This is a genomic window from Bordetella sp. 2513F2 (assembly GCF_054642735.1).
This window is the reverse complement of record NZ_CM137755.1, coordinates 4048995-4075874: the sequence shown is the minus strand read 5'-3', so window position 1 is coordinate 4075874 and position 26880 is coordinate 4048995. Positions and strand designations below refer to the sequence as shown.

The 26880-nt window shown below is 70.2% G+C and carries 28 protein-coding genes; 14 read left to right on the top strand and 14 right to left on the bottom strand.

The genetic code is table 11. The annotated features are described in order from the left end of the window. Positions 1–18: 18 nt before the first annotated feature. Positions 19–804, top strand: coding sequence for a hypothetical protein (locus ACYBYQ_RS19280; protein WP_459616032.1), 786 nt, complete (start codon positions 19–21; stop codon positions 802–804). Between the two features lie 49 nt (positions 805–853). Here the strand turns inward: ACYBYQ_RS19280 and ACYBYQ_RS19275 are convergent, their stop codons facing one another. Next, positions 854–1138 carry a hypothetical protein gene (locus ACYBYQ_RS19275; protein ID WP_459616031.1) on the bottom strand — a complete coding sequence of 95 codons (285 nt, stop codon included), beginning with the start codon at positions 1136–1138 and terminating at the stop codon, positions 854–856. A 437-nt stretch (positions 1139–1575) separates the two neighbouring features. Here ACYBYQ_RS19275 and ACYBYQ_RS19270 point away from each other — a divergent pair, with 437 nt between their 5' ends. Beyond that, entirely contained in the window at positions 1576–2808 is a 1233-nt protein-coding gene (locus tag ACYBYQ_RS19270) for a YbdK family carboxylate-amine ligase (RefSeq protein WP_459616030.1), read from the top strand. 31 nt (positions 2809–2839) lie between these two features. On the opposite strand, the gene ACYBYQ_RS19265 is transcribed toward ACYBYQ_RS19270, so the two are convergent. After that, positions 2840–3772 (bottom strand): methyltransferase domain-containing protein, encoded by a 933-nt coding sequence (locus ACYBYQ_RS19265; protein WP_459616029.1) that lies wholly within the window; start codon positions 3770–3772, stop codon positions 2840–2842. An 85-nt stretch (positions 3773–3857) separates the two neighbouring features. On the opposite strand from ACYBYQ_RS19265, the gene ACYBYQ_RS19260 reads away from it, so the two are divergent. Further along, on the top strand, positions 3858–4637 hold the full coding sequence (locus ACYBYQ_RS19260; protein WP_459616028.1) for a ComF family protein: 780 nt from the start codon (positions 3858–3860) through the stop codon (positions 4635–4637). A 40-nt stretch (positions 4638–4677) separates the two neighbouring features. Then, positions 4678–5148 carry a tRNA (cytidine(34)-2'-O)-methyltransferase gene (locus ACYBYQ_RS19255; RefSeq protein ID WP_459616027.1) on the top strand — a complete coding sequence of 157 codons (471 nt, stop codon included), beginning with the start codon at positions 4678–4680 and terminating at the stop codon, positions 5146–5148. 105 nt (positions 5149–5253) lie between these two features. On the opposite strand, the gene ACYBYQ_RS19250 is transcribed toward ACYBYQ_RS19255, so the two are convergent. Genes ACYBYQ_RS19250 through ACYBYQ_RS19230 form a run of 5 tightly spaced genes read right to left on the bottom strand, consistent with a single transcriptional unit; the run spans position 5254 to position 8669 of the window. Then, a complete protein-coding gene (locus tag ACYBYQ_RS19250; protein WP_459616026.1) occupies positions 5254–6252 on the bottom strand; it encodes a Bug family tripartite tricarboxylate transporter substrate binding protein in 999 nt (332 codons plus the stop codon). A gap of 40 nt (positions 6253–6292) precedes the next feature. Then, a complete protein-coding gene (locus tag ACYBYQ_RS19245) occupies positions 6293–7366 on the bottom strand; it encodes an NAD(P)H-dependent glycerol-3-phosphate dehydrogenase (protein ID WP_459616025.1) in 1074 nt (357 codons plus the stop codon). Positions 7367–7381: 15 nt separating this feature from the next. Further along, positions 7382–7909 carry a protein-export chaperone SecB gene (gene secB, locus ACYBYQ_RS19240; protein WP_459616024.1) on the bottom strand — a complete coding sequence of 176 codons (528 nt, stop codon included), beginning with the start codon at positions 7907–7909 and terminating at the stop codon, positions 7382–7384. A 50-nt stretch (positions 7910–7959) separates the two neighbouring features. After that, entirely contained in the window at positions 7960–8217 is a 258-nt protein-coding gene (grxC, locus tag ACYBYQ_RS19235; RefSeq protein WP_459616023.1) for a glutaredoxin 3, read from the bottom strand. A 29-nt stretch (positions 8218–8246) separates the two neighbouring features. Continuing rightward, a complete protein-coding gene (locus ACYBYQ_RS19230) occupies positions 8247–8669 on the bottom strand; it encodes a rhodanese-like domain-containing protein (RefSeq protein ID WP_459616022.1) in 423 nt (140 codons plus the stop codon). A 117-nt stretch (positions 8670–8786) separates the two neighbouring features. Between ACYBYQ_RS19230 and gpmA the strand changes: the two genes are divergently transcribed. The 7 genes from gpmA (at position 8787) to ACYBYQ_RS19195 (ending at position 17157) form a co-directional block, all read left to right on the top strand. Next, complete coding sequence (gene gpmA, locus ACYBYQ_RS19225; protein ID WP_459616021.1) at positions 8787–9539, top strand: 2,3-diphosphoglycerate-dependent phosphoglycerate mutase; 753 nt, start codon at positions 8787–8789, stop codon at positions 9537–9539. A gap of 4 nt (positions 9540–9543) precedes the next feature. Further along, entirely contained in the window at positions 9544–11133 is a 1590-nt protein-coding gene (locus ACYBYQ_RS19220; protein ID WP_459616020.1) for a murein hydrolase activator EnvC family protein, read from the top strand. Positions 11134–11217: 84 nt separating this feature from the next. Continuing rightward, positions 11218–12663 (top strand): S41 family peptidase, encoded by a 1446-nt coding sequence (locus ACYBYQ_RS19215; protein ID WP_459616019.1) that lies wholly within the window; start codon positions 11218–11220, stop codon positions 12661–12663. After that, entirely contained in the window at positions 12660–13409 is a 750-nt protein-coding gene (locus tag ACYBYQ_RS19210; protein ID WP_459616018.1) for a HesA/MoeB/ThiF family protein, read from the top strand. The genes ACYBYQ_RS19215 and ACYBYQ_RS19210 overlap by 4 nt, the downstream gene beginning before the upstream one ends. A gap of 87 nt (positions 13410–13496) precedes the next feature. Next, on the top strand, positions 13497–14228 hold the full coding sequence (locus tag ACYBYQ_RS19205) for a FadR/GntR family transcriptional regulator (RefSeq protein ID WP_459616017.1): 732 nt from the start codon (positions 13497–13499) through the stop codon (positions 14226–14228). Beyond that, complete coding sequence (locus ACYBYQ_RS19200; RefSeq protein WP_459616016.1) at positions 14225–15637, top strand: FAD-binding oxidoreductase; 1413 nt, start codon at positions 14225–14227, stop codon at positions 15635–15637. The genes ACYBYQ_RS19205 and ACYBYQ_RS19200 overlap by 4 nt, the downstream gene beginning before the upstream one ends. Positions 15638–15723: 86 nt before the next feature. Further along, complete coding sequence (locus ACYBYQ_RS19195) at positions 15724–17157, top strand: aldehyde dehydrogenase family protein (protein ID WP_459616015.1); 1434 nt, start codon at positions 15724–15726, stop codon at positions 17155–17157. A gap of 55 nt (positions 17158–17212) precedes the next feature. On the opposite strand, the gene thiC is transcribed toward ACYBYQ_RS19195, so the two are convergent. Continuing rightward, positions 17213–19126 carry a phosphomethylpyrimidine synthase ThiC gene (gene thiC, locus ACYBYQ_RS19190; protein WP_459616014.1) on the bottom strand — a complete coding sequence of 638 codons (1914 nt, stop codon included), beginning with the start codon at positions 19124–19126 and terminating at the stop codon, positions 17213–17215. A gap of 322 nt (positions 19127–19448) precedes the next feature. On the opposite strand from thiC, the gene ACYBYQ_RS19185 reads away from it, so the two are divergent. Then, positions 19449–20051: a SecDF P1 head subdomain-containing protein gene (locus ACYBYQ_RS19185; RefSeq protein ID WP_459616013.1), complete on the top strand. Its 603-nt coding sequence runs from the start codon at positions 19449–19451 to the stop codon at positions 20049–20051. Positions 20052–20125: 74 nt separating this feature from the next. On the opposite strand, the gene ACYBYQ_RS19180 is transcribed toward ACYBYQ_RS19185, so the two are convergent. Then, positions 20126–20527 carry a helix-turn-helix domain-containing protein gene (locus ACYBYQ_RS19180; RefSeq protein ID WP_459616012.1) on the bottom strand — a complete coding sequence of 134 codons (402 nt, stop codon included), beginning with the start codon at positions 20525–20527 and terminating at the stop codon, positions 20126–20128. 103 nt (positions 20528–20630) lie between these two features. On the opposite strand from ACYBYQ_RS19180, the gene ACYBYQ_RS19175 reads away from it, so the two are divergent. Next, on the top strand, positions 20631–21443 hold the full coding sequence (locus ACYBYQ_RS19175; RefSeq protein ID WP_459616011.1) for a response regulator transcription factor: 813 nt from the start codon (positions 20631–20633) through the stop codon (positions 21441–21443). Here the strand turns inward: ACYBYQ_RS19175 and proB are convergent. The 5 genes from proB to ACYBYQ_RS19150 form a co-directional block, all read right to left on the bottom strand. Next, positions 21330–22466 (bottom strand): glutamate 5-kinase, encoded by a 1137-nt coding sequence (gene proB / locus ACYBYQ_RS19170; protein ID WP_459616010.1) that lies wholly within the window; start codon positions 22464–22466, stop codon positions 21330–21332. The genes ACYBYQ_RS19175 and proB overlap by 114 nt on opposite strands. A 67-nt stretch (positions 22467–22533) precedes the next feature. Then, a complete protein-coding gene (gene obgE, locus ACYBYQ_RS19165) occupies positions 22534–23679 on the bottom strand; it encodes a GTPase ObgE (RefSeq protein WP_459616009.1) in 1146 nt (381 codons plus the stop codon). 194 nt (positions 23680–23873) lie between these two features. Then, positions 23874–24131 carry a 50S ribosomal protein L27 gene (gene rpmA, locus ACYBYQ_RS19160; RefSeq protein WP_459616008.1) on the bottom strand — a complete coding sequence of 86 codons (258 nt, stop codon included), beginning with the start codon at positions 24129–24131 and terminating at the stop codon, positions 23874–23876. Positions 24132–24161: 30 nt separating this feature from the next. Continuing rightward, the gene (rplU, locus tag ACYBYQ_RS19155; protein WP_459616007.1) at positions 24162–24473 is read right to left on the bottom strand and encodes a 50S ribosomal protein L21; all 312 of its coding nucleotides are present in this window, start codon (positions 24471–24473) and stop codon (positions 24162–24164) included. 257 nt (positions 24474–24730) lie between these two features. Next, positions 24731–25513, bottom strand: a complete 783-nt coding sequence (locus ACYBYQ_RS19150) for an IclR family transcriptional regulator (protein WP_459616006.1) — start codon at positions 25511–25513, stop codon at positions 24731–24733. A gap of 101 nt (positions 25514–25614) precedes the next feature. Here ACYBYQ_RS19150 and ACYBYQ_RS19145 point away from each other — a divergent pair, with 101 nt between their 5' ends. Further along, positions 25615–26772 (top strand): fumarylacetoacetate hydrolase family protein, encoded by a 1158-nt coding sequence (locus ACYBYQ_RS19145; RefSeq protein ID WP_459616005.1) that lies wholly within the window; start codon positions 25615–25617, stop codon positions 26770–26772. The last annotated feature ends 108 nt before the right edge of the window (positions 26773–26880 follow it).

The following is a 26880-nucleotide window of genomic DNA, read 5'->3' as shown; positions in this document are numbered from 1 at the left end:
GGTATGGAAGACGAACGCATGGCAGACAGGGATTTCACCGACGCGACATTGATGGCCTACGCCGACGGTATGCTCGATGACGAGACGGCGGCGCAGGTGGAGGCGTCTGCGCGCGCGGACGCCCGCGTGGCGGCCCGCATCGCCCTGTTCCGCCAGACGGGGGCTGCACTGCGGCAGACAGCACAGGCGCGTCGCGCCGAGCCGCTGCCGCAGGCGCTGCGCGATCGTGTGCAGCAGATGCTGGACGAGGCCCGCGCCCCGCAGGGAAGCAAGGTGCTGCCGTTCCAGCGCCCGGCCAGGCCGGATGACGCGAGCGGCCCCGCGCGGCCGCGGCGTGCCATGGCCGGGCCGTTGGCCCTGGCCGCCAGCCTGGCGCTGGCCGTGGGGCTGGGCGCCGGGATGTGGATGGCTCCGCAGGGCGGGCAGGGGGAATGGCTGGGTACGGCCGCCCTCGAGCATGGCGGGGTGGCCGAGGCGCTGGCGCGTGTCGAATCCGGCGCGCGCGCATCGGTCGCCGCAGGCGAGGTCACGCTGGTTGCCTCGTTCCTTGACGGGCAGGGAGCATTGTGCCGCGAGTTCGAGCTCGAGGCGGACTCGCGTTCGCTGGTATCGGTGGCGTGCCATGATGGCAGCACATGGGACTTGCGTTTCGCTGCTGCCGCTGGCGGGTCTGGCGGGTATGCGCCGGCGTCTTCACTGGGCGCCCTCGATGCCTATCTGGCTGCGGCGGGCGCCGGCCAGCCGCTGAGCCCCGGGGACGAGGCCAAGGCGCTTGCGCGCCTTGCCGACCGGAAGCGGCCATGAACGCCGGCCGGGCGCCGGCCAGGGCCGGCAGCCCGTTCAGGCGCCACTTTCAGTCATCGTCGTCATCATCATCGTCGTCGTCCCAGCCGCGACGGTCGTCGTCGTCATCATCGTCGTCGCGCTCCCAGCGGTCGTCGCCGCGCTCATGGCGCCGCCAGCGTGGACCGTCGTCATCGTCGTCGTCGTAGCGCGCGACATGACGCATGCCGTCGTCGGTCGTGGCGAGCGTGACGTACGCCCATCCCCGCACCGGCAGATCGTCGGCGTGGGCCGGCGCCGCGCCAGCCAGGGCCAGGGTGGCGGCTGCTGCCGCCAGGGTCATGATGCTTTTCATCGTGATGCTCCTTTTGCGTTGCGAGCCCGTGAATGCGAGCCTCACAAGGAAAACGCACCAGCCGGCGGTTTATTCCGTCTGGCGGCGTTTTTTTGTGGTCCGTTGTCCGCGCGGCGCCGGGCGCCGCTTGCGGGGCAGGCCTGGCCGGGGAGGCCCGTAGCCCCCTGGGAAGCCGTGGATGGCGGGGTTCTCTAACCCGGACGGTCCGCAAGACCGCGCCAATCCTAGAGAGTGAGCAGTTGCTTACCGATTTGCCGAGGGGAAAATCGCGATTTGCGCGATGTTACTGAGATTTGTCACTATTCCCCCTCGTTTTGCCACAATTCTGCGGCTATCATGCGCAAATAAGACGTCATCCAACGCCCCCCGACGCATCCTGGCGGGCTTCAAGGCGGAAAGGCGCGTACCTACAAATATCCCCTTACAAGGAGTCGGAGATGGAACAGATCCCGTTCACTTCGTCCGCCCCCAACACCCTGGGCATCGAACTCGAGCTGCAGCTGATCAATCCGCGCAGTTTCGATCTGGCCGCGGCTGCCGACGAACTGCTGGCCCAGCTCGCCAATCATCCCATTGCCGACCGGGTCAAGCCCGAGATCACCCGCTCGATGATCGAGCTGAATTCTTCGGTGCACGAGCACCCCATGGGCCTGCAGGCCGAAATGCGCGAGATGCGCGACGCCTTGTGCGAGGCTGCCGACGCCATCGGCGTGGCCGTGTCGGGCGGCGGCACGCATCCCTTCATGCGCTGGCAGGACCGCGCCATCTCCGACACGCCGCGATTCCAGTACCTGGCCGAGATGTACGGCTACCTGGCGCGCCAGTTCACGGTGTTCGGGCAGCACATCCACGTGGGCGTGGCCTCGGGCGACGCCGCCATCCGGCTGGTGCGCGGCCTCTCGCCGTACGTGCCGCATTTCATCGCGCTCTCCGCGTCCTCGCCTTACAGCGAAGGCGTCGACACACTGTATTCATGCTGCCGGCTCAATGCGGTCAACAGCTTCCCGCTGTCGGGGCACCTGCCGCCCGAGGTGCTCGACTGGTACCGCTTCGAGGCGCACATCGCGCAATTGCGCACCACCGGCCTGGCCGAGAGCATCAAGGACCTCTACTGGGACATCCGGCCCAAGCCCGAATTCGGCACGGTGGAGATCCGCGTCTGCGACACCCCGCTGGGCGTCGAGCGCGCCTGCCAGCTTGCGGCTGTCGCGCAGGCGCTGGCCGTGCTGGTCACGCGCGATCCCGAGCCGGGCCCCAACGCGTGGCTGGCCTACCGCAGCAATCACTTCCAGGCTTGCCGCTTCGGCCTCCACGGCAGCTACGTCACCCCCGACGGCGAGCGGCTGCGGCTGCAGGACCACCTCCAGGCCCTGTTCCAGCGCCTGGCGCCGATCGGCGACGAACTGGGCACGTCCGACATGCTGACGAACCTGCGCGAAGACATCCTGCATGGCGGCAACGATGCCCGCTGGATGCGCAGCCAGTTCCATCGCGTACGCGAGCTGCCGATGGTGGTGGAGGCCATGGCGCGCGCCTGGCGCGGCGATCGCGGCGGCGTGGCGGCGCTGGAACCCACGACGGCACGCCGCCGCATCCGCGCCACGTCGGAGCCCGTGCACGAGGTGCAGGCCCTTGCCACGCGCGACGGCTGGACCGAACGCCTGCACTGAACGCAGGGTCGTCCGCCGGCGGACGCCGCGTTCAGCCCCCCGGGCGCGTCCTGCCGATGGCGCTGACCGACAGGCGGGTTTCGCCCGGCGCGGCGCGATGGGTCGCGGCGCGCCAGGCATGGCCATAGGCCACTTCGATGCTCAGGCCGATGCGGCCGTCCGGTCCGCGTTGCGCGTCGAGGGCGCTGCATAGCCGGTCGCGCCAGGCCCGTCCCACCAGGCCGGCCCGCCGGCCCAGCGCAGGGTTGCCGCCCAGCGCCCGCACGTCCTCCAGCAGGCGCTGCGGCGTCTCGTACGTGAGCGTCAGCACCTCCTGATCCATGACGGGATCGGCGAAACCGTTCTCCACCAGCAGGTCGCCGAAGTCGTGCATGTCCACGAAGCCGGGCGTGGCCGTCTGCAGGCCCGCGTCCGCCAGCGCCTGGCGCAGCTCGCGCAGCGTGCCCGGACCCAGGCAGGAAAACATCGCCAGGCCGTCCACGCGCAGCACGCGGCGCCACTCGGCCAGCACGGCGTGCGGCGCCGGATGCCAGTGCAGGGCCAGGTTCGACCACACCAGGTCCTGGGATTCGGGCGGCAGGCCGGTGTCGGCCAGGTCTGCCTGGACGTAGCGGGTCTCGGGCCGCGCGGGCCGGCCCAGCCGGCCCAGCCAGTTCGCGATGCCGCCCGGCGCATGGCGGCGGCGCGCATGCGCCAGCAGCGGCGCACAGGCATCCAGGCCGAGATAGCCGGCCTGGGGGTAGCGTTCGCGCAGCAGCGCCAGGTTGTCGCCCGCGCCGCAGCCGGCGTCCAGCATGTGCGCGGGCTGCAGGCGGATGTACTGCAGGCGGCCCAGCATGCGGCGCGCGATTTCCCCGTAGAGGAACTGGGCATCGGAGAGGTCGCCGCGGCGGGCGAACTGCCGGATCACGTGTCCGGGGTCGATGGGCAGGGTGGGGAGGGAGGCGGAGGCAGGCTGGGACATTTCTATCGCGCCGGCCCTGGATGGGCCGGCCGCTGGCGTGATCGAATGCGGGTCGGCAGGCAATTGCGCCGGAGGATTCCGACCCATGCAACATCACATTATTGCCCATCCGCCTGCGGCCATGCTTGCCAGGAGCCGGCAGGCGCTGCGCCGCCTGGTGGCCGCCGTGCCCACCGACTGCCCGGCGTGCGGCGGCGCGGCGTGCGGCGGCGGCCTGTGCGATGGCTGCCGGCAGGATGCGCGCATGGCCATGCTGCCGCTGGCGCCGCGCTGCGGACGCTGCGCATTGCGCCTGGCCGGCCATGGCCTGGCCTGCCCGTCGTGTGTGCTGCAGCTGCCGTCGCATTGCTGCGCCCGCACGGCGCTGGACTACGCGCCGCCCTACGACGGACTGATCATGCGCTTCAAGGCGCAGCGCCAGCTGGCCCTGGGCCGCACCCTGGCAGGCCTGGTGCAACAGGCGCTCGAGGCGGGGCCGGACCTGCGCGGCGGACCCTTGCAGGCACTGGTGGCAGTGCCGGCCAGCCTTGCCTCGCTGCGGCGCCGCGGTTTCAATCCGGCCGGCGAACTGGCTGCCGCCCTGGCGGCCGGTCTGGGCGTGCCGCGGCTGCATGGCGTGCTGTCGCTGCGCCATGAAGCGCAGCGCCGCCAGGCCACGCTGGACCGCCGGGCGCGGCGGCAGGCGGCACAGGGGCGTTATCTCTGCCAGGGTTCGCTGGCCGGCATGCACGTGGCCCTGGTCGACGACGTGATGACCACAGGCAGCACCGCCGAGGCGGCATCGCAAGCGCTGCTCGAGGCGGGCGCCGCGCAGGTCACGGTGCTGGTGGCGGCCCGCACGCCATGGCCGGGGCTGGCACAATAGCGGCCGGGGCGCCGTCTGCCTCGTTCCTCCGAATCCCGTCATGTTCCACGTCGTACTCGTCTGCCCCGAAATCCCGCCCAACACCGGCAATGCCATACGCCTGTGCGCCAACACCGGCGCCCGGCTCCACCTGGTGCGTCCGTTGGGGTTCGAGCTCGACGACGCGCGCTTGCGCCGGGCAGGCCTGGACTACCACGAATGGCAGCCGGTGCAGGTGCACGACACGCTGGCGCTTGCGCTGCAGGCCACGGGCGCGCCGGCGCAGCGCTGCCATGCCCTGACGACGCGCGCAGGACGCAGCCTGGCCCAGGCGACCTTCCATCCGGGCGACGTCTTCGTGTTCGGCAGGGAGACGGCCGGCCTCACCGACGACGAGCTGGCGTGCTTTCCCGAGGCGCAGCGGCTGCGGCTGCCCATGCGTCCCGGGCAGCGCAGCCTGAATCTCTCGAATGCCGTGGCCGTCACCGTGTTCGAGGCCTGGCGCCAGCAGGGCTACGCGGGCGGCATCTGAACGGCCGGGTATGAACGGCCGGGTATGAACGACTGGGTCTGAACGGCGGGGTCTGAACGGCGGGGTCTGAACGGCGCGGCCAGGGCCCCGCGGCGTCGACAGCCCCTAGTCCAGCGACAAGCCCAGCCGCCCGATCACCTCGTCCCAGCGGGCCTTCTCGGCCACGATGCGCTCGGTCAGCGCCTGCGGCGTGGACGGCGCAGGCGTGAAGTACTGCTGGGCCAGCAGCTTGCGCACCGCCTCGCTGTCGATGATGCGCGCGAGCTCCTGGTTGAGCCGCTCGACGACCGGAGCCGGCGTGCCGGCGGGCGCGAGTATGGCATTCCACGAAATCGATTCGAAACCCGCGTAGCCCTGTTGCGCCATGGGCCGGATGCCCGGCAGCGCGTCGCTGGGCTCCAGGCTGGTGATGGCCAGCGCCTTCACCTTGCCGCTGCGTACCTGCGGCATGGCGATGGCAGGCACCATGAAGCCGGCCTGCACGTCGCCTGCGATGATGGCCGTGATCACCTGCGGGAAGCCTTGATACGGCACGTGCAGCAGGTCGACGCCGGCCTCGTGCTTGAACATCTCCATGGCCAGGTGCGCCGAACTGCCCGCGCCCACGGACCCGTAGTTCATCGAACCGCTGCGCTCGCGGGCCAGCTTCACGAAGGCCTGCACGTCATCGGCCGGCAGGCTGGCGGGCACGGTGAGCACGTTGGGGCTGGTTGCCACCAGCGTGACCGGCGCGAGGTCGCGCAGCGGGTCATAGCCCAGCGTCTTCTTGTACAGCGTGGGCGCGGTGACGAGCGGACCGTTGATGGTGTAGAGCAGGGTGTAGCCGTCGGGCTGGCTCTGCGCCACCTGCCGCGTGCCGATGTTGCCGCCCGCGCCGGGCTTGTTGTCCACCACGACAGGCTGGCCCAGGCTCTGCGACAGCGGTTCGGCGATGGTGCGGGCAAGCAGGTCGGGCGAGGAGCCCGGCGGGAAAGGCACGACCAGGTGGATGGGACGCTCCGGCCAATCGGCCAGGGCGGGCGCGGGGATGCAGGCGATGGCGGCAAGCGCCAGCCAGGCATGGCGCAGCAGCCGGCCGGCGCGGCGGACGCGGACATGGATCATGTGTGGCTCCTCGGGTTGGTGGTCTTGCGACGCAGGGTCGTTATGGTTGGGGTTGGCTGTCGTCGGTGGCAGGATATTCCGGGCCCGCTTCGCGCGCCAGCAGCGCCGACACCGCCGTCATGGGCGCCACGCCGTCGAACAGCACGGCGCAGACGGCTTCGGTGATGGGCATTTCCACGCCCAGCGTGCGGGCGCGCTGCAGCACGGCGCGCGCGCAGCGCACGCCTTCGGCGGTCAGGCCGCTGGCGAGGATGTCGGGCAGCGCCCGGCCCGCGCCGATCTCCAGGCCTACGCGCCGGTTGCGGGAGAGGTCACCGGTGGCGGTGAGCACGAGATCGCCCAGGCCGGTGAGGCCGGCGAAGGTCTCGGGCTGGGCGCCCAGGGCCACGCCGAAGCGGGTGATCTCGGCCAGGCCGCGGGTGATGAGGGCGGCGCGCGCATTGGTGCCCAAACGCAGCCCGTCGGCGATGCCGCAGGCCACGGCGATGACGTTCTTCAGTGCGCCGCCGACTTCCACGCCCACCACGTCGGGGCTGTCGTAGACGCGCATCGCGCCGCCGTGCAGGGCCTGCACGGCGAGATCGCGGACGGCGGGATCCAGGCTGGCGATGGTGAGGGCCACCGGCAGCCCCTGCGCCACCTCCCGGGCGAAGGAGGGGCCCGACAGCACGCCGCCGCGCCACCCGGGCAGGCCGGCCAGCGCCTGGTCGGCAATCTCGTGCGGCAGGCGGCCGCTGGCCTCGTCGAAGCCCTTGCAGGTCCAGATCAGCGGCACGGCCCCCAGCCCCATGCCGGGCAGGCGCGTCGCCAGGTCGCGGCAGGCGTCCTCGAGGCCGGCAACCGGCACGCCGAGAATGATGAGGGCAGGCGCCTCGCCCTGCAGGAACGCCAGCGCGGCGTCGATCCGGGAGGTGACCTGCAGGCTGGCCGGCAGGGTCACGTCGGGCAGGTAGCGGCTGTTCTCGCGATCGCGCGCCATGGCCTCGGCCTGCTCGGGCCGGCGCGACCACAGGATGGCGGGATGCGCGCGGGCCGCGGCGGCGGCCAGCGCCGTCCCCCAGCTGCCCGCGCCGAGTACGGCGATGCGCAGCGCGGGGGCGGACGGCATGGGCATGGCGTGGCGTCCCGCTTACTGGCGCGTGGCGCCCGGGGGCAGGATGATGCCGGAATCCTGGCCGTTGGGCTCGGATTGCTGCTGTTGCTGGAGTTCCGCGATGCGCTGCTCGTACAGGGCCTGGAAGTTGACTTCGGCCAGGTGCAGGGCGGGCAGCGAGGTGCGGGTGATGGCGTCGGCGATGTTGGCGCGCAGGTAGGGGTACAGCATGGTGGGGCAGACGATGCCCAGCAGTGGATCCATCTGCTCGACCGGGATGTTGGCCAGTTCGAAGATGCCGGCCTGCGTGCCCTCGACGAGATACAGCACCTTGTCGTTGATGCGGGTGGTGACGGTGGCGGTGACGGTGGATTCGAAGATCGTCTCGGCCAGGCGCTGTCCGCCCACGTTGATGCTGACTTCGACCTGCGGCGTTTCCTGCTCGAGGAAGACATGCGGCGCGTTCGGCATTTCCAGCGAGAGGTCCTTCAGGTAGACGCGCTGCATGTTGAACGACGGCGCGTTCGAGCCTGCTTGCTGGGTGTTTTGGTCCTGATCAGCCATGAGTGATTCCGGTTGGTGGTGGTGCGAAGAAGGGCGGCGGGCGGGATGCGTCAGCCGTTGAGCAGCGGTTGCAGTCCGCCGGCGCGGTCCAGCGCCTGCAGGTCGTCGCAGCCGCCGACATGCGTGTCGCCGATATAGATCTGCGGCACCGTGCGGCGCCCGGTGCGCTGGATCATGGCTTCGCGCTGCGCCGGGTCGGCGTCGATCTGGATCTTCTCGATCTCCGTGACGCCGCGCTGCTTGAGCAGCGTTTCGGCGCGCGCGCAATAGGGGCAATAATCCTTGACGTACATTACGACTTTGTTCATTCCGGATCCTTTTTCAGTGCGCAGGGGCCTCAGCCCTTCTGCGTGACGGGCAGGCCGGCGGCGTACCAGGCGCGCATGCCGCCTTCCATCACGGCGACTTCGGCGTAGCCCTGGGCGCGCAGGCGGGCGGCGATGCGCGGGGCGTTGCGGCCATGTTCGCACACCACGATGAGCGGCTTGTTCTTGGGCAGCGAACCCGCCTTCTGCTCGAGCTCGGCGGCGGGCAGGCTGCGGGCCTGGGCGATGTGGCCGGCCTGGAACTGCTCGGGCGGGCGCACGTCGACCCACACGGCCTGGCGCTGGTTCACCATCTGGATGGCCTCGGAGGTGCCGATGGTTGCGCCCGTGCGGCCCTTGCGCAGCGCCGGCAGCGCCAGCATTGCGCCCGAGACCACGGCCACGGCGACGATGAAGACGTTGTTCTTGTCGAGCAGAAATTGCAGAAAATCCACGTGTCGTCCTGAAATGCGGCGCAAGGCCTGGGAAACGGCGCCTAGCCGGGCGCGCCGTGAGAAAAATCACTCAATTATAAAATGAGCCCATTTCCTCCACTCCGACCCTTGCCTACCATGCACAAACTCGTCCTGATGCGCCACGGCGAAAGCCAGTGGAACCTCGAGAACCGCTTCACCGGCTGGACCGACGTCGACCTCACCGACACCGGCCGCGAACAGGCCCGCCAGGCGGGCGAACTGCTCAAGCGCGAAGGCTATGTCTTCGACCTGGCCTATACCTCGGTCCTCAAGCGCGCCATCCGCACCCTGTGGATCGCGCTCGACGCCATGGACGCCATGTACACCCCGGTGGGCATCAGCTGGCGCCTGAACGAGCGCCACTACGGCGCCCTGCAGGGCCTGAACAAGGCCGAGACCGCCGCCAAGTTCGGCGACGAGCAGGTGCTGATCTGGCGCCGTGCTTACGCCATCGCGCCCGATCCCCTCGGCCAGGACGACCCGCGCCATCCGCGCTTCGACCCGCGCTACGCCAAGATCCCGGCCGACCAGCTGCCCGCCACCGAGTGCCTGAAAGACACCGTGGCGCGCGTGCTGCCCTTCTGGAACGATTCCATCGCGCCGGCCATCCGCGCCGGCCGACGCGTGCTGATCGCCGCCCACGGCAACAGCCTGCGCGCGCTGATCAAGCACCTGGACCAGATGTCCGACGACGACATCGTGGGCCTGAACATCCCCACGGGCCAGCCGCTGGTGTACGAACTCGACGACGACCTCAAGCCGATCCGCCATTACTATCTGGGCGATCCGGCCGAGATCGAAGCCGCCATGGCTGCGGTGGCCGCGCAAGGCAAGGCCAAGAAGGAATGATTTGATGCGACGCGCAGCGTGGGTGCTGTTGTCTGCCCTGGCGGCGCTGCCGCCGGCCGTGCACGCGGCGGCTGCCGATCTCGCCGCACGGCAATCCGAGGCGGAGCGACAGCAGGCTGCGCTGCGCAGCCGCATCGAGGCCCTGCAGAAGGAAATCGACGAACGCGAGGCCGCCCGCAAGGAAGCGGCCGACGCGCTGAAGGAATCCGAGTCGGCCATCTCGCGCATCAACCGCCGGCTGAGCGACCTGGCCGCCGAGCAGCAGCGCGCCGAGGCGCGCCTGGGCGAACTCGAGCGGCAGATCGCCGCCCAGCAGCGCATGCTGGCGCAGCGGCGGGCCGAACTGGCCGGGCAATTGCGGGCGCAGTACGCCGGCGGGCTGTCGCCCTGGACGGCGCTGCTGTCCGGGGATGACCCGCAGCAGCTGGGGCGCAACCTCGGCTATCTGGGATACGTTTCGCGGGCCCGGGCCCAGGCCGTGCAGGCCCTGCGCACCGACCTGGCGCGGCTGGCGGCGCTGCAGCAGGACGCGGACGCGCGCCGCGAAGAGATCGCCGCCGTGGTGGCCGAGACCTCCAGCCAGAAGACCGAACTGCAGTCCCAGCAGAAGGAGCGGGCGGCCGTGCTGGCCAGGCTGGAAGGGCAGATCCAGGCCCAGCGCGTCGAGGCGGGCAAGCTGGGGCGCGACGACCAGCGGCTGTCCCGGCTCATCGACGATCTCGACACGGAAATCGCACGCCAGGCCGAACTGGCCCGTCGCGCCGCCGAGGAGGCCGCCCGGCGCCGCGCCGAGGCGGAGCGCCAGGCGGCGGAGGCAGCCCGCAGGGCCGAGGCGGCACGGCAGGCCGAGCAGGCCCGGCTGGCCGCCGAACAGGCCCGCCGGGCCGCCGCGGAGCAGGAGGCGGCGCGGGTGCGCGAGCAGGCGGAGGCGGCTGCGCGGCAACCCCGGGGGCCGGTGGCCCTGGGCGATCCCGACGCCATCGGCTTGCGCCCGGCGCCCGGGCAGCCCGGCACGCGCGTCCTGCCGTCCGGGCCGGCCACGCCGGCGCCGCAACCCGAACCGGTACCCGAAACCAAATCCGTGCCCGACCCCGAGGCCCCGCGGGAACCGCCCCCGCCGGCCCAGCCCGCACCGGCGGCCGAGCCGCCCCCGGCCCGTGCCGAGGCCCAGCCCGAGCGCCGGGCCGCCGCGCCCGTGGACGCGGGCAGGGGCCTGAAGCGGGGTCTCCCGGTGCCCGTGCGCGGCCCCACCCAGGGGCGCTTCGGGGTGGACCGCCCGGACGGCGGCGTCTGGCGGGGCATCGTGCTGCGTGCGCCCGAGGGCACGCCCGTCAAGGCGGTGGCCCCGGGCATCGTGGTCTACTCCGACTGGCTGAGGGGATTCGGCAACCTGATCATCGTCGACCATGGCCAGCAGTACATGACCGTCTATGCCTACAACCAGAGCGTGCTCAAGCGCGTGGGCGATCCGGTCGCCGCCGGCGACACCATTGCCACGGTGGGCGCCACCGGTGGTCAGGTGGAATCGGGCCTATACTTTGAAATCCGCCATCGCGGTGCCCCAGTGGACCCTGCCCTTTGGCTGGCCTTGTAGTACCGTAATGCAAATCCCGTGTGCACCCCCGCCGTGCGAACCGCCCGGGGCGGGTGCCAGGGCATCAAAATTCAGGAAGCGTGCATGAGCAGCACTCGCAAGTTTCGCGGTTTCGGTCTGGTCGCCATCGGTGCGATCGCGGGCATCTTGCTCAGCGTGGGGGTTTCGGCCGTCGCCCAGCGCGGCAGCCCGCTGCCTCTCGACGAGCTCAGGCAGCTGAGCAACGTCTTCGCCGCCATCAAGGAAAACTATGTCGAGGCGGTCGACGACAAGACCCTCATCGGCAATGCCATCTCCGGCATGGTGTCCAACCTGGACCCGCACTCGGCCTACCTCGATGCCGACGCCTTCCGCGACATGCAGACGGCCACGCAGGGCGAGTTCGGCGGCCTGGGCATCGAGGTCGGAGCCGAAGACGGCTTCGTCAAGGTGATTTCGCCCATCGAAGACACCCCGGCCGCGCGCGCGGGCATCCTGGCCGGCGACCTGATCATCAAGATCGACGACACGCCCACCAAGGGCATGGCGCTCAACGACGCGGTCAAGCTGATGCGGGGCGCGCCCAAGTCGCCCATCACCCTGACCATCATGCGGGCCGAGCAGCCGCAGCCCATCGTGGTCAAGATCATCCGCGACATCATCAAGGTGCGCAGCGTGCGCAGCAAGATGCTGGATGACGGCGTGGCCTACGTGCGCATCGCCCAGTTCCAGGAAAAGACCGGCCCCGACCTCGCCCGCCACCTGAAGGAGCTGGGCGCCAAGGGCGCGCCCAAGAGCCTGGTGCTGGACCTGCGCAACGATCCGGGCGGCCTGCTCAACAGCGCGATCGGCGTGGCCGGCGCCTTCCTGCCGCCCGATGCGCTGGTGGTGTCCACCGACGGCCGCACGCCCGACTCGCGCCACAAGTACCACGCCACGCCCGGCGAATACGCCCGCGGCGAAGGCAACTACCTCGCCGACCTGCCCGGCTGGGTCAAGACCGTGCCCATGGTGGTACTGGTCAACGTGGGCTCCGCCTCGGCTTCCGAGATCGTCGCCGGCGCGCTCCAGGACCACAAGCGCGCCAAGCTGCTGGGCAACCGCACCTTCGGCAAGGGCTCCGTGCAGGTGATCCTGCCGCTCAGCCAGGACACGGCCGTCAAGCTCACCACGTCGCGGTATTTCACGCCCAGCGGCCGCTCCATCCAGGCCACCGGCGTCGAGCCCGACTACGTGGTGGCCGACACGGCCGAGGGCGACCTCTTCCGCCTGCCGCGCGAGGCCGACCTGCAGCGCCACCTGTCCAACCAGCAGGACGCCAACGAGATCCGCTCCGGCAGCATCGAGCCCGAGCCCGCGCTGCCCACCAAGATGTTCGAGTTCGGCGGCAAGGACGACTTCCAGCTGCAGCAGGCCATCAACCTGCTGTCCGGCCGCCCGGTGCAGAAGGGCATGTCCACCGCTCAGGCCAAGGCCGACATCAAGCCGGCAGGCGACCCCCAGCGCCTGAAGATCACGCCCAGCGGAGTCGAGCCAGCCAAGGTCAAATGAACGACCAGCAGCTGTTGCGCTATGCCCGCCACATCCTGCTCGATGAGCTGGGCATCGAAGGGCAGGAAGCCTTCCTGGCCGGGCGCGCGCTGGTCATCGGGGCGGGCGGGCTGGGCTCGCCCGCGGCGCTCTACCTGGCCACGGCCGGCGTCGGCCATCTCGTGCTGGCCGACGACGACCAGGTCGAGCTGAGCAACCTGCAGCGCCAGATCCTGCACACCACCGCCAGCCTGGGCCGGCCCAAGGCCGAGTCCGGGCGCGACATGCTGGCCGCCTTCAATCCCGACGCGCAGGTCGACGCGCGGGTCGAGCGGCTGCAGGACGAGGCCCTGGACGCGGCCGTGGCGGCAGCCGACGTGGTGCTCGACTGCAGCGACAACTTCGCCACCCGCCACGCCATCAACCGCGCCTGCGTGCGGCACGCCAGGCCGCTGGTGTCGGGCGCGGCCATCCGCTTCGACGGCCAGGTCAGCGTGTACGACCTGCGCGATCCGCAGGCGCCGTGCTATCACTGCCTGTTCCCCGAGGCCGACGACGTCGAGGACGTCAGCTGCGCCACCACCGGCGTCTTCGCCCCGCTGGTCGGCATCATCGGCAGCATGCAGGCCGCCGAGGCGCTCAAGCTGCTCGCCGGCGTGGGCCAGCCCCTCGTCGGGCGGCTGCTGCAGCTCGACGCCCGCACCATGCACTGGCACACCATCAAGTTCCGCCGAGATCCGGAGTGCCCGGTCTGCGGGCATCGCTGAGCGGCAGCGCGTCCGGCGTCGCGGCAATCTAAGCCCGGCGGCTGGTCCTAAGTTTTCATATAACCTGAAAATTGGCATAATGCCCGGATGCTGACGCGCAACCCCACCCTCACCGAGCAGGTGGCCGGGAAACTGGCCGACGCCATCGCCCGCGGCGCGTATGCCGTGGGCGAGAAGCTGCCCACGGGGCGCGCGCTGGCCCAGCAGTACGGCGTGAGCGGCGCCGTGATCCGCGAGGCCACCGAGCGCCTGCGCGCGCAGGGCCTGGTGCAGAGCCGGCAGGGCTCGGGGTGCACGGTGGTGTCGCGCACCGGCAATGCCGGCTTCCGGGTGCCGGCCATGCTCGAGGCCGACCGGGCGCAGCTGGCGTCGGTCTACGAGCTGCGCATGGAGCTCGAAGGCGGGGCGGCAGCGCTGGCCGCGCAGCGGCGCACCGGGGCCGACCTGGCCGCGATGCAGCGGGCCCTCGAGTCCCTGGCGGGCCATCTCACCGACCCGGACCGCGGCGTGGAGCACGACGTGGCCTTCCACATCGCCGTGGCCGAAGCCACGCACAACCCCTGCTACCGCCAGCTGCTGCAGTATCTCAACCTGCAGCTGCGGGCCGCGGTGAGCACCGCCCGCGCCAACAGCGGCCAGCAGCATGGGCTGCCGGCCCGCGTGCATGACGAGCACGTCGCCGTCTTCGAGGCCATACGCCAGGGCGATCCGGCGGCTGCGCGCGCGGCCGCCGTGCGTCACCTCCAGGGCGCGGCAGCGCGCCTGCAACTCGATCTCACGCGCGCCGCAGGCGCGCCCGCAGAAGGAATGATTCCATGAGTTCCCATGATTTCGCGCAGCGCCTGGTGCAGGCGCTGGGCCCCGATGTGGTGGCCACCGCCGAGGCCGACGTCGCGCCCTGGCTGGCAGACTGGCGCGGCATGTACCGTGGCCAGGCGCAGGCCGTGGTGCGCCCCCGCACGACGGAAGAGGTGGCGCGCTGCCTGGCCCTGTGCCAGCAGGCCGGGGTGCCGGTGGTGCCGCGCGGCGGCAATACCGGGCTGTGCGGCGGCGCCACGCCCGACGGCAGTCCGGCCAACGTGGTGCTCAGCCTCGACCGCATGCAGGCCATCCGCAGCATCGACACGGTGGCCAATACCCTGGTGGCCGAAGCGGGCTGCATCCTCGGCAACCTGCGCCGCGCAGCGCAGGAAGCGGGGCGCCTGCTGCCGCTCAGCCTGGCCGCCGAAGATTCCAGCCAGATCGGCGGCAATGTCGCCACCAATGCCGGCGGGGTGAATGTGGTGCGCTACGGCATGGCGCGCGAACTGGTGCTGGGGCTGGAGGCGGTGCTGCCCACCGGCGAGGTCTTCCACGGCCTGCGCACGCTGCGCAAGGACAACACCGGGTACGACCTCAAGCAGCTGCTCATCGGCTCGGAAGGCACGCTGGGCGTGATCACCGCCGTGGCGCTGCGGCTCTTCCCGCGCGTCGACACGCGCTCCGTGGTGCTGGCCGCGGTGGAGTCGCCGGCGCAGGCGCTGCAGCTCTACGCCCTGCTGTTCGAACAATGCGGGGCGCGCCTGCAGGCCTACGAATACTTCACCGGCGAATGCGTCGACCTGGTGCTGCAGCACGCCGAAGGCGTGCAGGAGCCGTTCGCGCAGCGTTATCCCGGCTACGTGCTGGTGGAGCTGGCCGACAGCACCGACGAGGCCGCGCTCAACGCGTTGCTCGAGCAGGTGATAGGCCAGGCGCTGGAGCGCGAGCTGTGCCTGGACGCGGTGGTATCCGCCTCGCTGGCCCAGCTGCAGGCGCTGTGGAAGCTGCGCGAGGAGATCTCCGAAGCGCAGCGCGCCGACGGCCCGCATCTCAAGCACGATGTCTCGTTGCCGATCGAGCGCATCCCCGAGTTCATGGTATCGGCCGAGGCGCGGGTGCGCGAGGTCTGCCCCGACGTGCGGCCATACATCTTCGGCCATTTCGGCGACGGCAACCTGCACTACAACCTGTCGCGGCCGGCCGGCGCCGGACGCGACTGGGCGGCCACGCAGGGCGGGGCCATCACGGACGTGGTGCTGGACGAGGTCGACCGCTACGGCGGCAGCATCAGCGCCGAGCACGGCATAGGCCAGCTCAAGCGCGCGCATTTCCTGCACAGCAAGCCCGCGCTGGAATTGCGCCTGATGCGCGAGATCAAGCGGGTGCTGGATCCCGCGGGCATCATGAATCCGGGTAAGCTGTTGTAGGCTGTGTCACAGGGCGCGGTGGCCATGTCTCCCATGCAGCCGCTGCCGGGCTCTGTTTTTTCAACCCCATCGGACGGAAGAGCGTGATGTACGCGAATTACATAGGCGGTGCCTGGGTCGAAGGCGCAGACGCCCGCCCCAATATCAATCCTTCGAATCTTGCCGACGTGATCGGCGAATACGCGCAGGCCGATGCGGCCCAGACGGCCCAGGCCATTGCCGCCGCCAGCGCGGCGGCTCACGCCTGGGCCCGCACGACGGGCCAGCAGCGGGCCGACGTCCTCGACGCCGTGGGCAACGAGATCCTGGCGCGCAAGGAAGAGCTGGGGCGGCTGCTCTCGCGCGAGGAAGGCAAGACGCTGCCCGAAGGCATCGGCGAAGCGGCGCGCGCCGGCCAGATATTCAAGTTCTTCGCCGGCGAGGCGATGCGCATCCAGGGCGAGAAGCCGCCGGTGGGGCGCGCCGGCATCGACGTCGAGGTCACGCGCGAACCCGTGGGCGTGGTGGGCATCATCGCGCCGTGGAACTTTCCCATCGCCATCCCCGCCTGGAAGATCGCGCCTGCGCTGGCCTATGGCAATACCGTGGTGTTCAAGCCGGCCGACCTGGTGCCGGGCAGCGCCTGGGCGCTGGCCGAGATCCTCAGCCGCGCCGGCCTGCCCGCCGGCGTGTTCAACCTCGTGATGGGGCGCGGCACCGTGGTGGGCCAGGCCATGTTGAACGATCCGCGGGTCCATGCCATCAGCTTCACCGGCTCCGTTTCCACGGGCCGCCGCGTCATCGAGGCGGCCATGCCGCGCATGGCCAAGGTGCAGCTCGAGATGGGCGGCAAGAACCCCCTGGTGGTGCTCGACGACGCCGACCTCAAGACGGCGGTGGAGTGCGCCGTGAACGGCGCCTTCTTCGCCACGGGCCAGCGCTGCACCGCTTCCAGCCGGCTCATCGTGCAGAAGGGCATCTACCCGCGCTTCGTGGAAGCCGTGGCTGAACGCGTGCGCGGCCTGAAGGTCGACGACGCGCTGCTGGCGGGCACCGACATCGGCCCGGTGGTCGACCAGAGCCAGCTCGAGCAGGACCTCAGCTACGTGGCGATCGGCCGCGACGAGGGCGCGAAGCTGGTGTGCGGCGGCGAGCGCGTCGAGCGGGCCACCGAAGGCTACTACTTCACGCCCGCGCTCTTCACCGACTGCAGCAACGGCATGCGCATCTCCCGCGAGGAAATCTTCGGGCCGGTGGCGGCGGTCATTCCCGCCGACAGCTACGAGCACGCGCTCGAGCTGGCCAACGACACCGAATTCGGCCTGTCGTCGGGCATCTGCACGACCTCGCTCAAGTATGCAACGCAGTTCAAGCGCGACTCGCAGGCCGGCATGGTGATGGTGAACTGCCCCACCGCCGGGGTGGATTACCACGTGCCGTTCGGCGGCCGCAAGGGCTCGAGCTACGGCCCGCGCGAGCAGGGCCGCTATGCCGTGGAGTTCTACACGACGGTGAAGACCGCCTACACCGCCGCGGGCTGAGTCCGCGCCTGCGCAGGCCTCCGGGGCAAGCCCCGGGGCGCCTGCGCGGTGCGCGTCAGGCGCGCTGGTATACGGCGCCGCCGCCGCGCACGAATTCCACCGCCTTTTCCTGCATGCCGCGCGCCAGCGCCTGCTCGTCTGCCAGGCCCTGCGCGGCAGCGTACTCGCGCACGTCCTGGGTGATCCGCATGCTGCAGAAATGCGGGCCGCACATGGAGCAGAAGTGCGCCACCTTCATGGCCTCCTTGGGCAGCGTCTCGTCGTGGAAGGCGCGGGCGGTGTCGGGGTCCAGTCCCAGGTTGAACTGGTCTTCCCAGCGGAACTCGAAGCGCGCCTTCGAGAGGGCGTTGTCGCGGATCGCCGCGCCGGGGTGGCCCTTGGCCAGGTCGGCGGCATGGGCGGCGATCTTGTAGGTGATGATGCCGTCCTTCACGTCCTGCTTGTCGGGCAGGCCCAGGTGCTCCTTGGGCGTCACGTAGCACAGCATCGCCGTGCCATACCAGCCGATCAGCGCCGCGCCGATGCCGGAGGTGATGTGGTCGTAGCCGGGCGCGATGTCGGTGGTCAGGGGCCCCAGCGTGTAGAACGGGGCCTCGTGGCAGTGCTCGAGCTGCAGGTCCATGTTCTCCTTGATGATGTGCATGGGCACGTGGCCCGGCCCCTCGATCATGACCTGCACGTCGTGCTTCCAGGCAAGCTGCGTGAGTTCGCCCAGCGTCTTCAGCTCGGCGAACTGGGCCTCGTCGTTCGCGTCGTAGCCCGAGCCGGGGCGCAGCCCGTCCCCCAGCGAGAAGCTCACGTCGTACGCCTTCATGATTTCGCAGATTTCCTCGAAATGCTCGTAGAGGAAGCTCTCGCGGTGATGCGCCAGGCACCACTTGGCCATGATGGATCCCCCGCGCGAGACGATGCCGGTCATGCGGTCGGCGGTCAGGGGGATGAAGGGCAGGCGCACGCCGGCATGGATGGTGAAGTAGTCCACGCCCTGCTCGGCCTGCTCGATGAGCGTGTCGCGGAACAACGCCCAGGTCAGCTCCTCGGCCTTGCCGTCCACCTTCTCCAGCGCCTGGTACAGCGGCACGGTGCCGATGGGCACGGGCGAGTTGCGCACGATCCATTCGCGCGCCTCGTGGATGTGCCTGCCGGTGGACAGGTCCATCACCGTGTCTGCGCCCCAGCGGATCGCCCAGGTCATCTTCTCGACTTCTTCGGCGATGCCGGAGCTCACGGCGGAATTGCCGATGTTGGCGTTGATCTTCACCAGGAAATTGCGCCCGATGGCCATGGGCTCGAGCTCGGGATGGTTGATGTTGGCCGGGATGATGGCGCGTCCGCGCGCCACTTCGTCGCGCACGAACTCGGGCGTGATGTGCTCGGGGATGGCTGCGCCGAACGACTGCCCGGGGTGCCGGCGCAGCAGGCGCCGCGCCAGTTTCTCGCCGTCCGGTCCGCTGGCGCGCAGCGATTCCACATACTGTTCGCGCCGCAGGTTCTCGCGGATGGCGACGAACTCCATTTCCGGCGTGACGATGCCGCGCCGTGCATAGTGCATCTGCGTCACGTTGGCCCCGGCCCGCGCCCGGCGCGGCGCGCGCGCCAGTTCGAAGCGCAGCGCCGCCAGGCGCGGGTCGTCCAGGCGTTCGCGGCCGTAGGCGCTGCTGGGGCCGGGCAGCTCCTCGGTGTCGCCGCGCTCGACGATCCAGGGCTGGCGCGGCGTGGGCAGGCCGCGCCGGATGTCGATGCGCACGTCCGGGTCGGTGTAGGGGCCGCTGGTGTCGTATACCGTGATGGGAGGATTGTGTTCGCCGCCGAGCAGCGTCGGGGTGTCGGCCTGCCGGATCTCGCGGAACGGTACGCGCAGGTCCGGCCGCGAGCCGGTCTGGTAGACCTTGCGCGAGCAGGGCAGCGGGGCGATGGCGGCGGCATCCACGGCGGCTTCTGCCGCGCGGAATGGGGTGGTGGCTGGCATGGAAAGCTCCAATCAAGAAGAGGTTGGAGCCGATCGGGAAGGACGCCCGCATGCGCGCAGGCATGGCGGGATACGCTCCCAGCATCGGCATTATCCGTACTGGTACGAAGGGACTCTCTCAACACGCGGCCAGGCCGCGAGTACCCCTGCGTGGGCGCAAGTATAGGCGCAATCGGCCTCCTGTCCGCACAGGCTCATTACATCTGGAAGCAGTCTTGAAGGGTGGGCGTCTCCGATGGCCTGTACACTTTTTTGTTACGGCCGGGAGGGGACCTCGCCGGATCGTCGTTCATCCGCCATGCAAAACAGAAGGAAACGCATCATGTCTCTCACGCTACGCAAGCTGGCGCCCGCCATGGCGCTCGCCACCCTGGTTCTGGCCGGCTGCCAGACTCCGCCCTCCAAGGACCAGGCCTCGGCGCCCTCCCAGCCCGCGCCCCCGACCCAGCAATCCTCGGTCGCGCCCGTCGAGTTCTATGTGGCGCACGCCCAGCCCGCGAGCGGCCTGGTGGAGGTGAAAGTGCCCGACGGCGCCCTCTACATGCAGAGCCAGCCGGTGCTCACGCGCGCCGACCTGCGCGAGGCTGCCGCGCTGGTGGATCGCCAGGGCCAGAATTTCGTGGGCCTGCGCTTCACCGAAGAGGGCACCCGCAAGCTCACCGACGTGAGCACGCAGAACGTGGGCAACATGCTGGCCCTGGTCATCGACCGCGAACTGGTGGCCGCCCCGCGCATTGCCGAGCCGTTGAACCGCGGCGTGCTGGCATTCGGCGTGCCGTCGGCCCAGGCGGCATCCGAGATCGCCGCCAAGATCCGCGGCGACGTGCCGCCGCCCGCGGGCTCCGTGCCGTCGGACACCGTCCCGCCGGCCACCGCGCCGTCGGGCACCGTGCCGGGCCAGCCCGGAATGACCGCCCCGCGCTGAAGCGCAGCCCGCATGACGAAGCCCGGACCTCGTGTCCGGGCTTTGCTTTCCTGCAGCGGATGCGTGGCGCGCGGCTAGCCGCGCCGCCGCCTGGACCGCTCGGGACGGGCACCGGGGCGCAGGCAGGTTTCGACGTACGTGGAGATCATCGCGTCCAGCGTGCGCAGCTGCTCGGCGCTCAGCGCTCCGAGCTTGCCGGGCTCCACCGAGAACGGCCAGGCGCCGGCGCCTTCATTGAGCGTGTGGGCCTGGCCGGGCGACGCGTCGAGCCGGTATGCGCCCGGCGGCGGCTCCATGGGCCCCTTGCCCGTTTCCAGCCATTCGAGCTCCACCTGCAGCGCCTTCGCCAGGCTGCGCAGCGAGCGGCTGCTGCGCCGTAATCCGCGTTCATAGCTGGCGATGGCGCTCTGCGACACGCCGCTGGCGCGCGCCAGCGCCTTCTGCGTGTAGCCGCAGCGCTCGCGCGCGGTTCTCAATCGGTCTGAAAATGAGGTCACGCTGCGATTGGAGCGTGAGCTTCGAGTACCTTGGTACGGATGAAAATCACGTTGGTGATTTTCGCCGGATCAACGTCCCGCCATGCCCGAGCTTCTGCGCCTCTTCCTGCTGCACGAAACCGATCTTCCGCCCGCGGCCCCGGATCCCTGCGCCGGCCTGGGGCGGGCCGGATGGCAGGTCTGCACCTGCCACGGCATGCGCAGCTTCGAGGCGCTGGCACGGGCGTCTTCGCCGGGCGCGGTGGTGGTGCGCACGTCGGCGCGGCGCATGGGCAGGCGCATCGCCCAGGTGCGCATCGGGGCGCCGGCGGCGGCGGTGGTGGCGCTGCTGCCCGCCGAAGCCGGCGCCGGGGCGCGCATCGCAGCCATGAATGCGGGCGCCGACGCCTGCTGCGATATCTTCGTCGGGCCGTCCGAGCTCGCGGCCGTACTGCGGGCGGTGCTGCGTCGCAGGGGGGTTCCTGCGATGTCCACCACGGGGGCGCGCCAGGGCTGGCGTCTGCTGGAAGAACGGCTGCTGGCGGGCCCCGAAGGCCAGCGGCTGCCGCTCACCCGCTCCGAAGCGATGCTCGTCCAGGCCCTGCTGGCGGCCCCGGGCGGGCGCCTGCCGCGCCCGGATGCAGGCGGGCGCAGCATGGACGTCACCGTGGCGCGGCTGCGGGCCAAGGCCGCCGGGCTGGGCCTGGCGCTGCCGCTGTACGCCGTGCGGCGCTGGGGCTATGTGTTCCTGCCGCAGGAGCCCCAGGCTCCCGCCCAGGGCCTCGCAGAGGGCCGGCAGGTTCTACACCACCACCAGGTTGTCCCGGTGCATGAGTTCGGTATCGCTCATGCTGCCCAGGATGTGCACGATCTGGCTGGAGGGCTGGCGCATGATGCGCCGGGTATCCGAAGATGAATAGTTGATCAGGCCGCGCGCGCATTCGCGTCCGCTGGCGTCCACGCACGCCACCACGTCGCCGCGCTCGAAATCGCCCTGCACTTCGGTCACGCCGATGGGCAGCAGGCTCTTGCCTTCATGCAGCAGCGCACGCACGGCTCCTTCGTCGAGCACCACGCGGCCGCGCAGCCGCAGGTGGTCGGCCAGCCACTGCTTGCGCGCCGACCACACCGGCAACACCGCGCGCAACTCGGTGCCTATGCATTCCCCGCCCGCCAGGCGCGAGAGCACGTCGCGCTCGCGGCCGGAGGCAATCACCGTATGGGCGCCGCTGCGCGCGGCGCGCTTCGCCGCCAGCACCTTGGTCAGCATGCCGCCGGTGCCGATGCCGCTGCCGGCGCCGCCGGCCATGGCCTCGAGTTCACCGTCGCCTGCCTGCGCATGGGAAATGAAGCGCGCGTCGGGATTGCCGCGGGGATCTGCGCTGTACAGGCCGCGCTGGTCGGTCAGGATGACGAGCGCATCGGCTTCGATGAGATTGGTCACGAGGGCGCCCAGCGTGTCGTTGTCGCCCAGCCGTATCTCGTCGGTGACCACCGTGTCGTTCTCGTTCACGATGGGCACCACGCCCAGCCGCAGCAGCGCGAACAGCGTGGAGCGCGCGTTCAGGTAGCGGCGCCGGTCGGCCAGGTCTTCGTGCGTGAGCAGCACCTGCGCAGTGCGCAGGCCGTATTCGGCGAAGGCCGCCTCGTAGGCCTGGCACAGGCCCATCTGGCCCACCGCGGCGGCGGCCTGCAGTTCATGCATGGCCGAAGGGCGCTTGCGCCAGCCCAGCCGGGCCATGCCTTCGGCAACGGCGCCGCTCGACACCAGCACCACTTCGCGGCCCTGCTTGCGCAGCGCCGCGATCTGGGCCGCCCATTGGGCAACGGCCGCGCGGTCCAGGCCGCGGCCTTCGTTCGTGACCAGGGATGATCCCACTTTTGCGACCAGCCGGCTGGCCGCGGCGATGACGGAGACGTCGGTGTTCTGGGCAGTCATGGCAATGACCGGGATGGTGCGGAGCGGGCGTCGCCGGGGGCGACGGGTGACGGATCGGGATTATCGCTCAGTGTGAGCCTGGATCATCACCGCCACGCGGCGCGGCAGGGGCGGCATCGCCGCGCGAGGCGTCGAAGCGGGGGTCTTCGTGCACATAGGTGCCGGCTGCCTGGTCGGCGGCCACCTGCTCTTTCTCGCGCTCCGCGTCGAGGTAGTCCTGCAGCGCCCAGATCAGATCCTGGGTGCCGTCGCCGTTCAGGCCGGAAATGCCATATACCGGGCCCGTCCAGCCGAACTCGGCGCAGAAGCGCTCGCGCACGACTTGCGGATCCTGCACCATGTCGAGCTTGTTGAGCACCAGCCAGCGCGGCTTGGCGGCGAGCTCCGGATCGTAGCGGCGCAGCTCCTCCACGATGGCCCTGGCGCCCGTCACCGCCTCGGCCACGGCATCGGTGTCCGGGTCGGGGCTGGACACGTCCACCAGATGCAGCAGCACGCGGGTGCGCGCGAGGTGGCGCAGGAACAGGTGCCCCAGGCCGGCGCCCTCGGATGCGCCCTCGATGAGGCCCGGGATGTCGGCGACGACGAAGCTGCGCGCGGCCGACGTGCGCACCACGCCCAGGTTGGGGTGTAGCGTGGTGAAGGGATAGTCGGCGATCTTGGGGCGCGCGTTGGAAATCCGGCTGATCAGCGTGGATTTGCCGGCGTTGGGCAGGCCCAGCAGGCCCACGTCGGCCAGCACCTTGAGCTCCAGTCGCAGGCGGCGCTGCTCGCCTTCCTTGCCCGGCGTCCACTGGCGCGGCGCGCGGTTCACGCTGGACTTGAAATGGATGTTGCCCATGCCGCCCTGGCCGCCCGCGGCCAGGGTCACCTGCTGCCCATGGCGGTCCAGATCGAACAGCACCTCGCCGGTGTCGGCGTCGTGCACCACGGTGCCGACCGGCACGCGCAGCACGATGTCGGGCGCGGCCGCGCCGTACTGGTCGGAGCCGCGGCCGTTCTCGCCGTTCTTGGCGCGGTGCAGGCGGGCATAGCGGAAGTCGATCAGCGTGTTGATGTTGCGGTCTGCGACGGCATAGATGCTGCCGCCGCGTCCGCCGTCGCCGCCGTCCGGGCCGCCCTTGGGGATGAATTTCTCGCGGCGAAAGCTCGCCACGCCGTTGCCGCCTTTGCCGGCGATGACTTCGATGGTGGCTTCGTCTACGAATTTCATGGTGGTGTGCTGGAAAAAGATCCGAGAGGATCCAGGGCCTCACGGCAGATTCTGCCACGCCGCGGGATTGCACCGCGCCAAGGTGGCTGACACCTTGCGTGTGGCCGGGTTCTCAAAAGACAACGCCCCGCCGCGTGCGGCAGGGCGCTTGCCGTTCCGGGGAACGCGCCGGGCAGGGGTGCCCGGCGATGGACTTACTCGGCCACCACGGAGACGGTGGGCTTGTTCAGGGCACCCTTGGTGCCGAACTTCACCTTGCCGTCGGCCAGGGCGAACAGGGTGTGGTCCTTGCCCACGCCCACGTTCACGCCCGGGTGGAAACGGGTGCCACGCTGGCGCACGATGATGCCGCCCGCCAGGATCTCCTGGCCGCCGTAAACCTTGACGCCCAGTCGTTTCGATTCGGAGTCGCGGCCGTTGCGAGTTGAGCCGCCGCCCTTTTTCTGTGCCATGTTTAGCTCCTAATTAAGGGACCGTCCGTATCAGGCCGTGATGGCGTCGATGCGGATTTCGGTGTAGTTCTGACGGTGGCCCTGATGCTTCTGATAGTGCTTGCGACGGCGCATCTTGAAGATCTTGACCTTGTCGTGCCGGCCATGCGCAAGAACCGTAGCCTTGACCACGGCGCCCGAGACGATCGGCGTGCCAACTTTCAGCTGGTCGCCTTCGCCCACGGACAGAACCTGGTCCAGGGTGATTTCTTGCCCGATGTCAGCAGGTATCTGTTCTACCTTGAGTTTTTCGCCAGCAGCAACACGATATTGCTTGCCGCCGGTTTTTACGACCGCGTACATGGGGAATTTCCTTGAATGGTTGAGGGCGCGCTTCTTCGTTCACCATCGCCCGGCCCCGCGGCTTGCTGCTGCTTTGCCTGCCGGACTTTTGCCTTCCAGGCTTGCCTGCGGGAAAGCTGCTGCCTGTGCCATGAAAGCCCAGTATGCCGCAGCCAGATGGCGAACTACACGCCCAAACGTGCTTTCGGCATTTAGCCGAATCAAGAATTCTAGCCAACCCCTGTGGAAAAGTCAAAAAGAGCTTTGGGGGCAAGCGCTTAGCCGCCCAGGCCGGTGCCCAGGCCGGCCCGGGCGCCGGTGCGCTGGGCGATGCGGCGGGCCGCCTCGCCCAGCGAGCGGCGCACGGCGCCGCAGTGCGCCGGGTCATTGCGCTCGGTGGGCAGCGAGGTGCTCACCGCCACCCGCCGGCCCTGTGGCGTGCATCCCACATACGCGGCATAGCAGTGCAGGCCGGCGGCCACTTCCTCCTGGTCCTCGGCCTGGCCGGTCTTCCGCGCGCGGGCAAGCTCCGTGCGCAGCGCAGCCGCATCGGTGCAGGTGCGCTCGGTGAGGGCGGTCAGCCTTGCGGGCAGCCGGGCTGCCAGTTCCGCCTCGTCCAGGCTGGCCAGCAGCGCCTTGCCCAGCGCGCAGGTATGCGCAGGCAGGCGCGATCCGACGTCCGAGACCAGCCGCACGGGGCGCCGCGCATCCTCGCGCGCCAGGTACACCACCTCGGCGCCGTCGAGCACGGCCAGTTGCATCACCTCGTTGTGACGCGCCACGAAATCGGCCGCGGCCTCGCGGAAGGCGGATTCCAGCCGGTCCTGTCGCAGGTATGCCGTCCCCAGGCTCAGCAGCTCCAGGCCGATGCCGTAGCCCTCGGCCTGGCGTTCGATCCAGCCGCGCCGCACCAGCGTATCCAGCAGCAGGTAGAGCGAGCTGCGCGGCATGCCGCAGGCTGCGGCCAGCGCCGCGGCAGACAGCGGGGCGGGGGACGCAGCCAGGGCCCGCAGGATGTCGTGGGTGCGGCGCAAGGCCGGCACTTCGTAGGATTCCGCCATAAGAATTCCAATATATTGGATTGCCAATCAGTATATTGGACATCGGCCGGCCGCGGGCCTAGACTGCACCTTCCCAACAAGACTTCCCTCCGGAGACCGCCATGCCCCATCCGCAAGACCTGCCCGCCGACCTGGACCACGCCCTGCTTGTGGGCCGCGTGTGGCGCGACGAGCCGACGCCCGGCCCGGCCGTCGTGGCGGTGCGGCAGGGCCAGGTGGTCGACATCACCGCCACGGTTCCCACCATGGCAGACCTGCTGGATCGCCCCGATCGCCTCGAGGTGGCACGCGGCGCCCCCGGAGTGGCACTGGGCCCGGTGCAGGAACTGGTCGAGCGCAGTCACACGGGCGCGGGTGGAGGGCCGGTGCTGCTGGCTCCCTGCGACCTGCAGCCCGTGAAGGCCGCCGGCGTGACCTTCGCGGTGAGCCTGCTCGAGCGCCTGATCGAGGAACAGGCCGGCGGCGATCCGGCCCGCGCCGAGGCTACCCGGCAGCGCATCCACACGCTCATCGGCTCCGACCTGTCGCGGCTGCGCCCCGGATCGGAACAGGCCATGCGGCTGAAGTCCGAGCTGCAGGCGCGCGGCCAGTGGTCGCAATACCTCGAAGTGGGAATCGGGCCCGATGCCGAGGTGTTTTCCAAGGCACCGCCCATGTCCTCGGTGGGATCGGGCGCCTGGATCGGCCTGCTGCCTGCGTCCGAGTGGAACAACCCGGAGCCGGAGATCGTGCTGGCGGTGAACGCGCGCGGCGAGGTGGCCGGCGCCACGTTGGGCAACGACGTCAACCTGCGCGACATCGAGGGCCGCAGCGCGCTGCTGCTCACGAAGGCCAAGGACAACAACGGTTCCTGCGCCATCGGTCCGTTCATACGCCTGTTCGACGAGGGCTACGGGCTGGACGACGTGCGCGATGCCGACGTGGCGCTGCGCATCGAGGGCGAAGACGGCTTCGTGCTGGACGGCGTGAGCCACATGCGCGAGATCAGCCGCGATCCGCTGGACCTGGTGAGCCAGACCTGGGGCGACCACCACCAGTATCCCGATGGCTTCATGCTGTTCCTGGGTACCATGTTCTCGCCCACCCAGGACCGCGCGGGCCCCGGCAGCGGCTTCACGCATCGCCGCGCCGACGTCGTGCGCATTTCCTCGCCCCGCCTCGGTTCGCTCGTCAACCGGGTGGGCCTGTGCACCGAGATCCCGCGCTGGGACTTCGGCGTGCGGGCGCTCTACGCCAGCCTGCGGGCCCGCGGCCTGTAGCGCCCGCGCGGGGGCGCGCAACGCGAGACCGTATAATTTCCGCCGGTCCCTGGCCCGGCGCTGCACGCGTCCGGGCTCGCTGCCCGAGCCGCAGGGACGGCTCGCCCC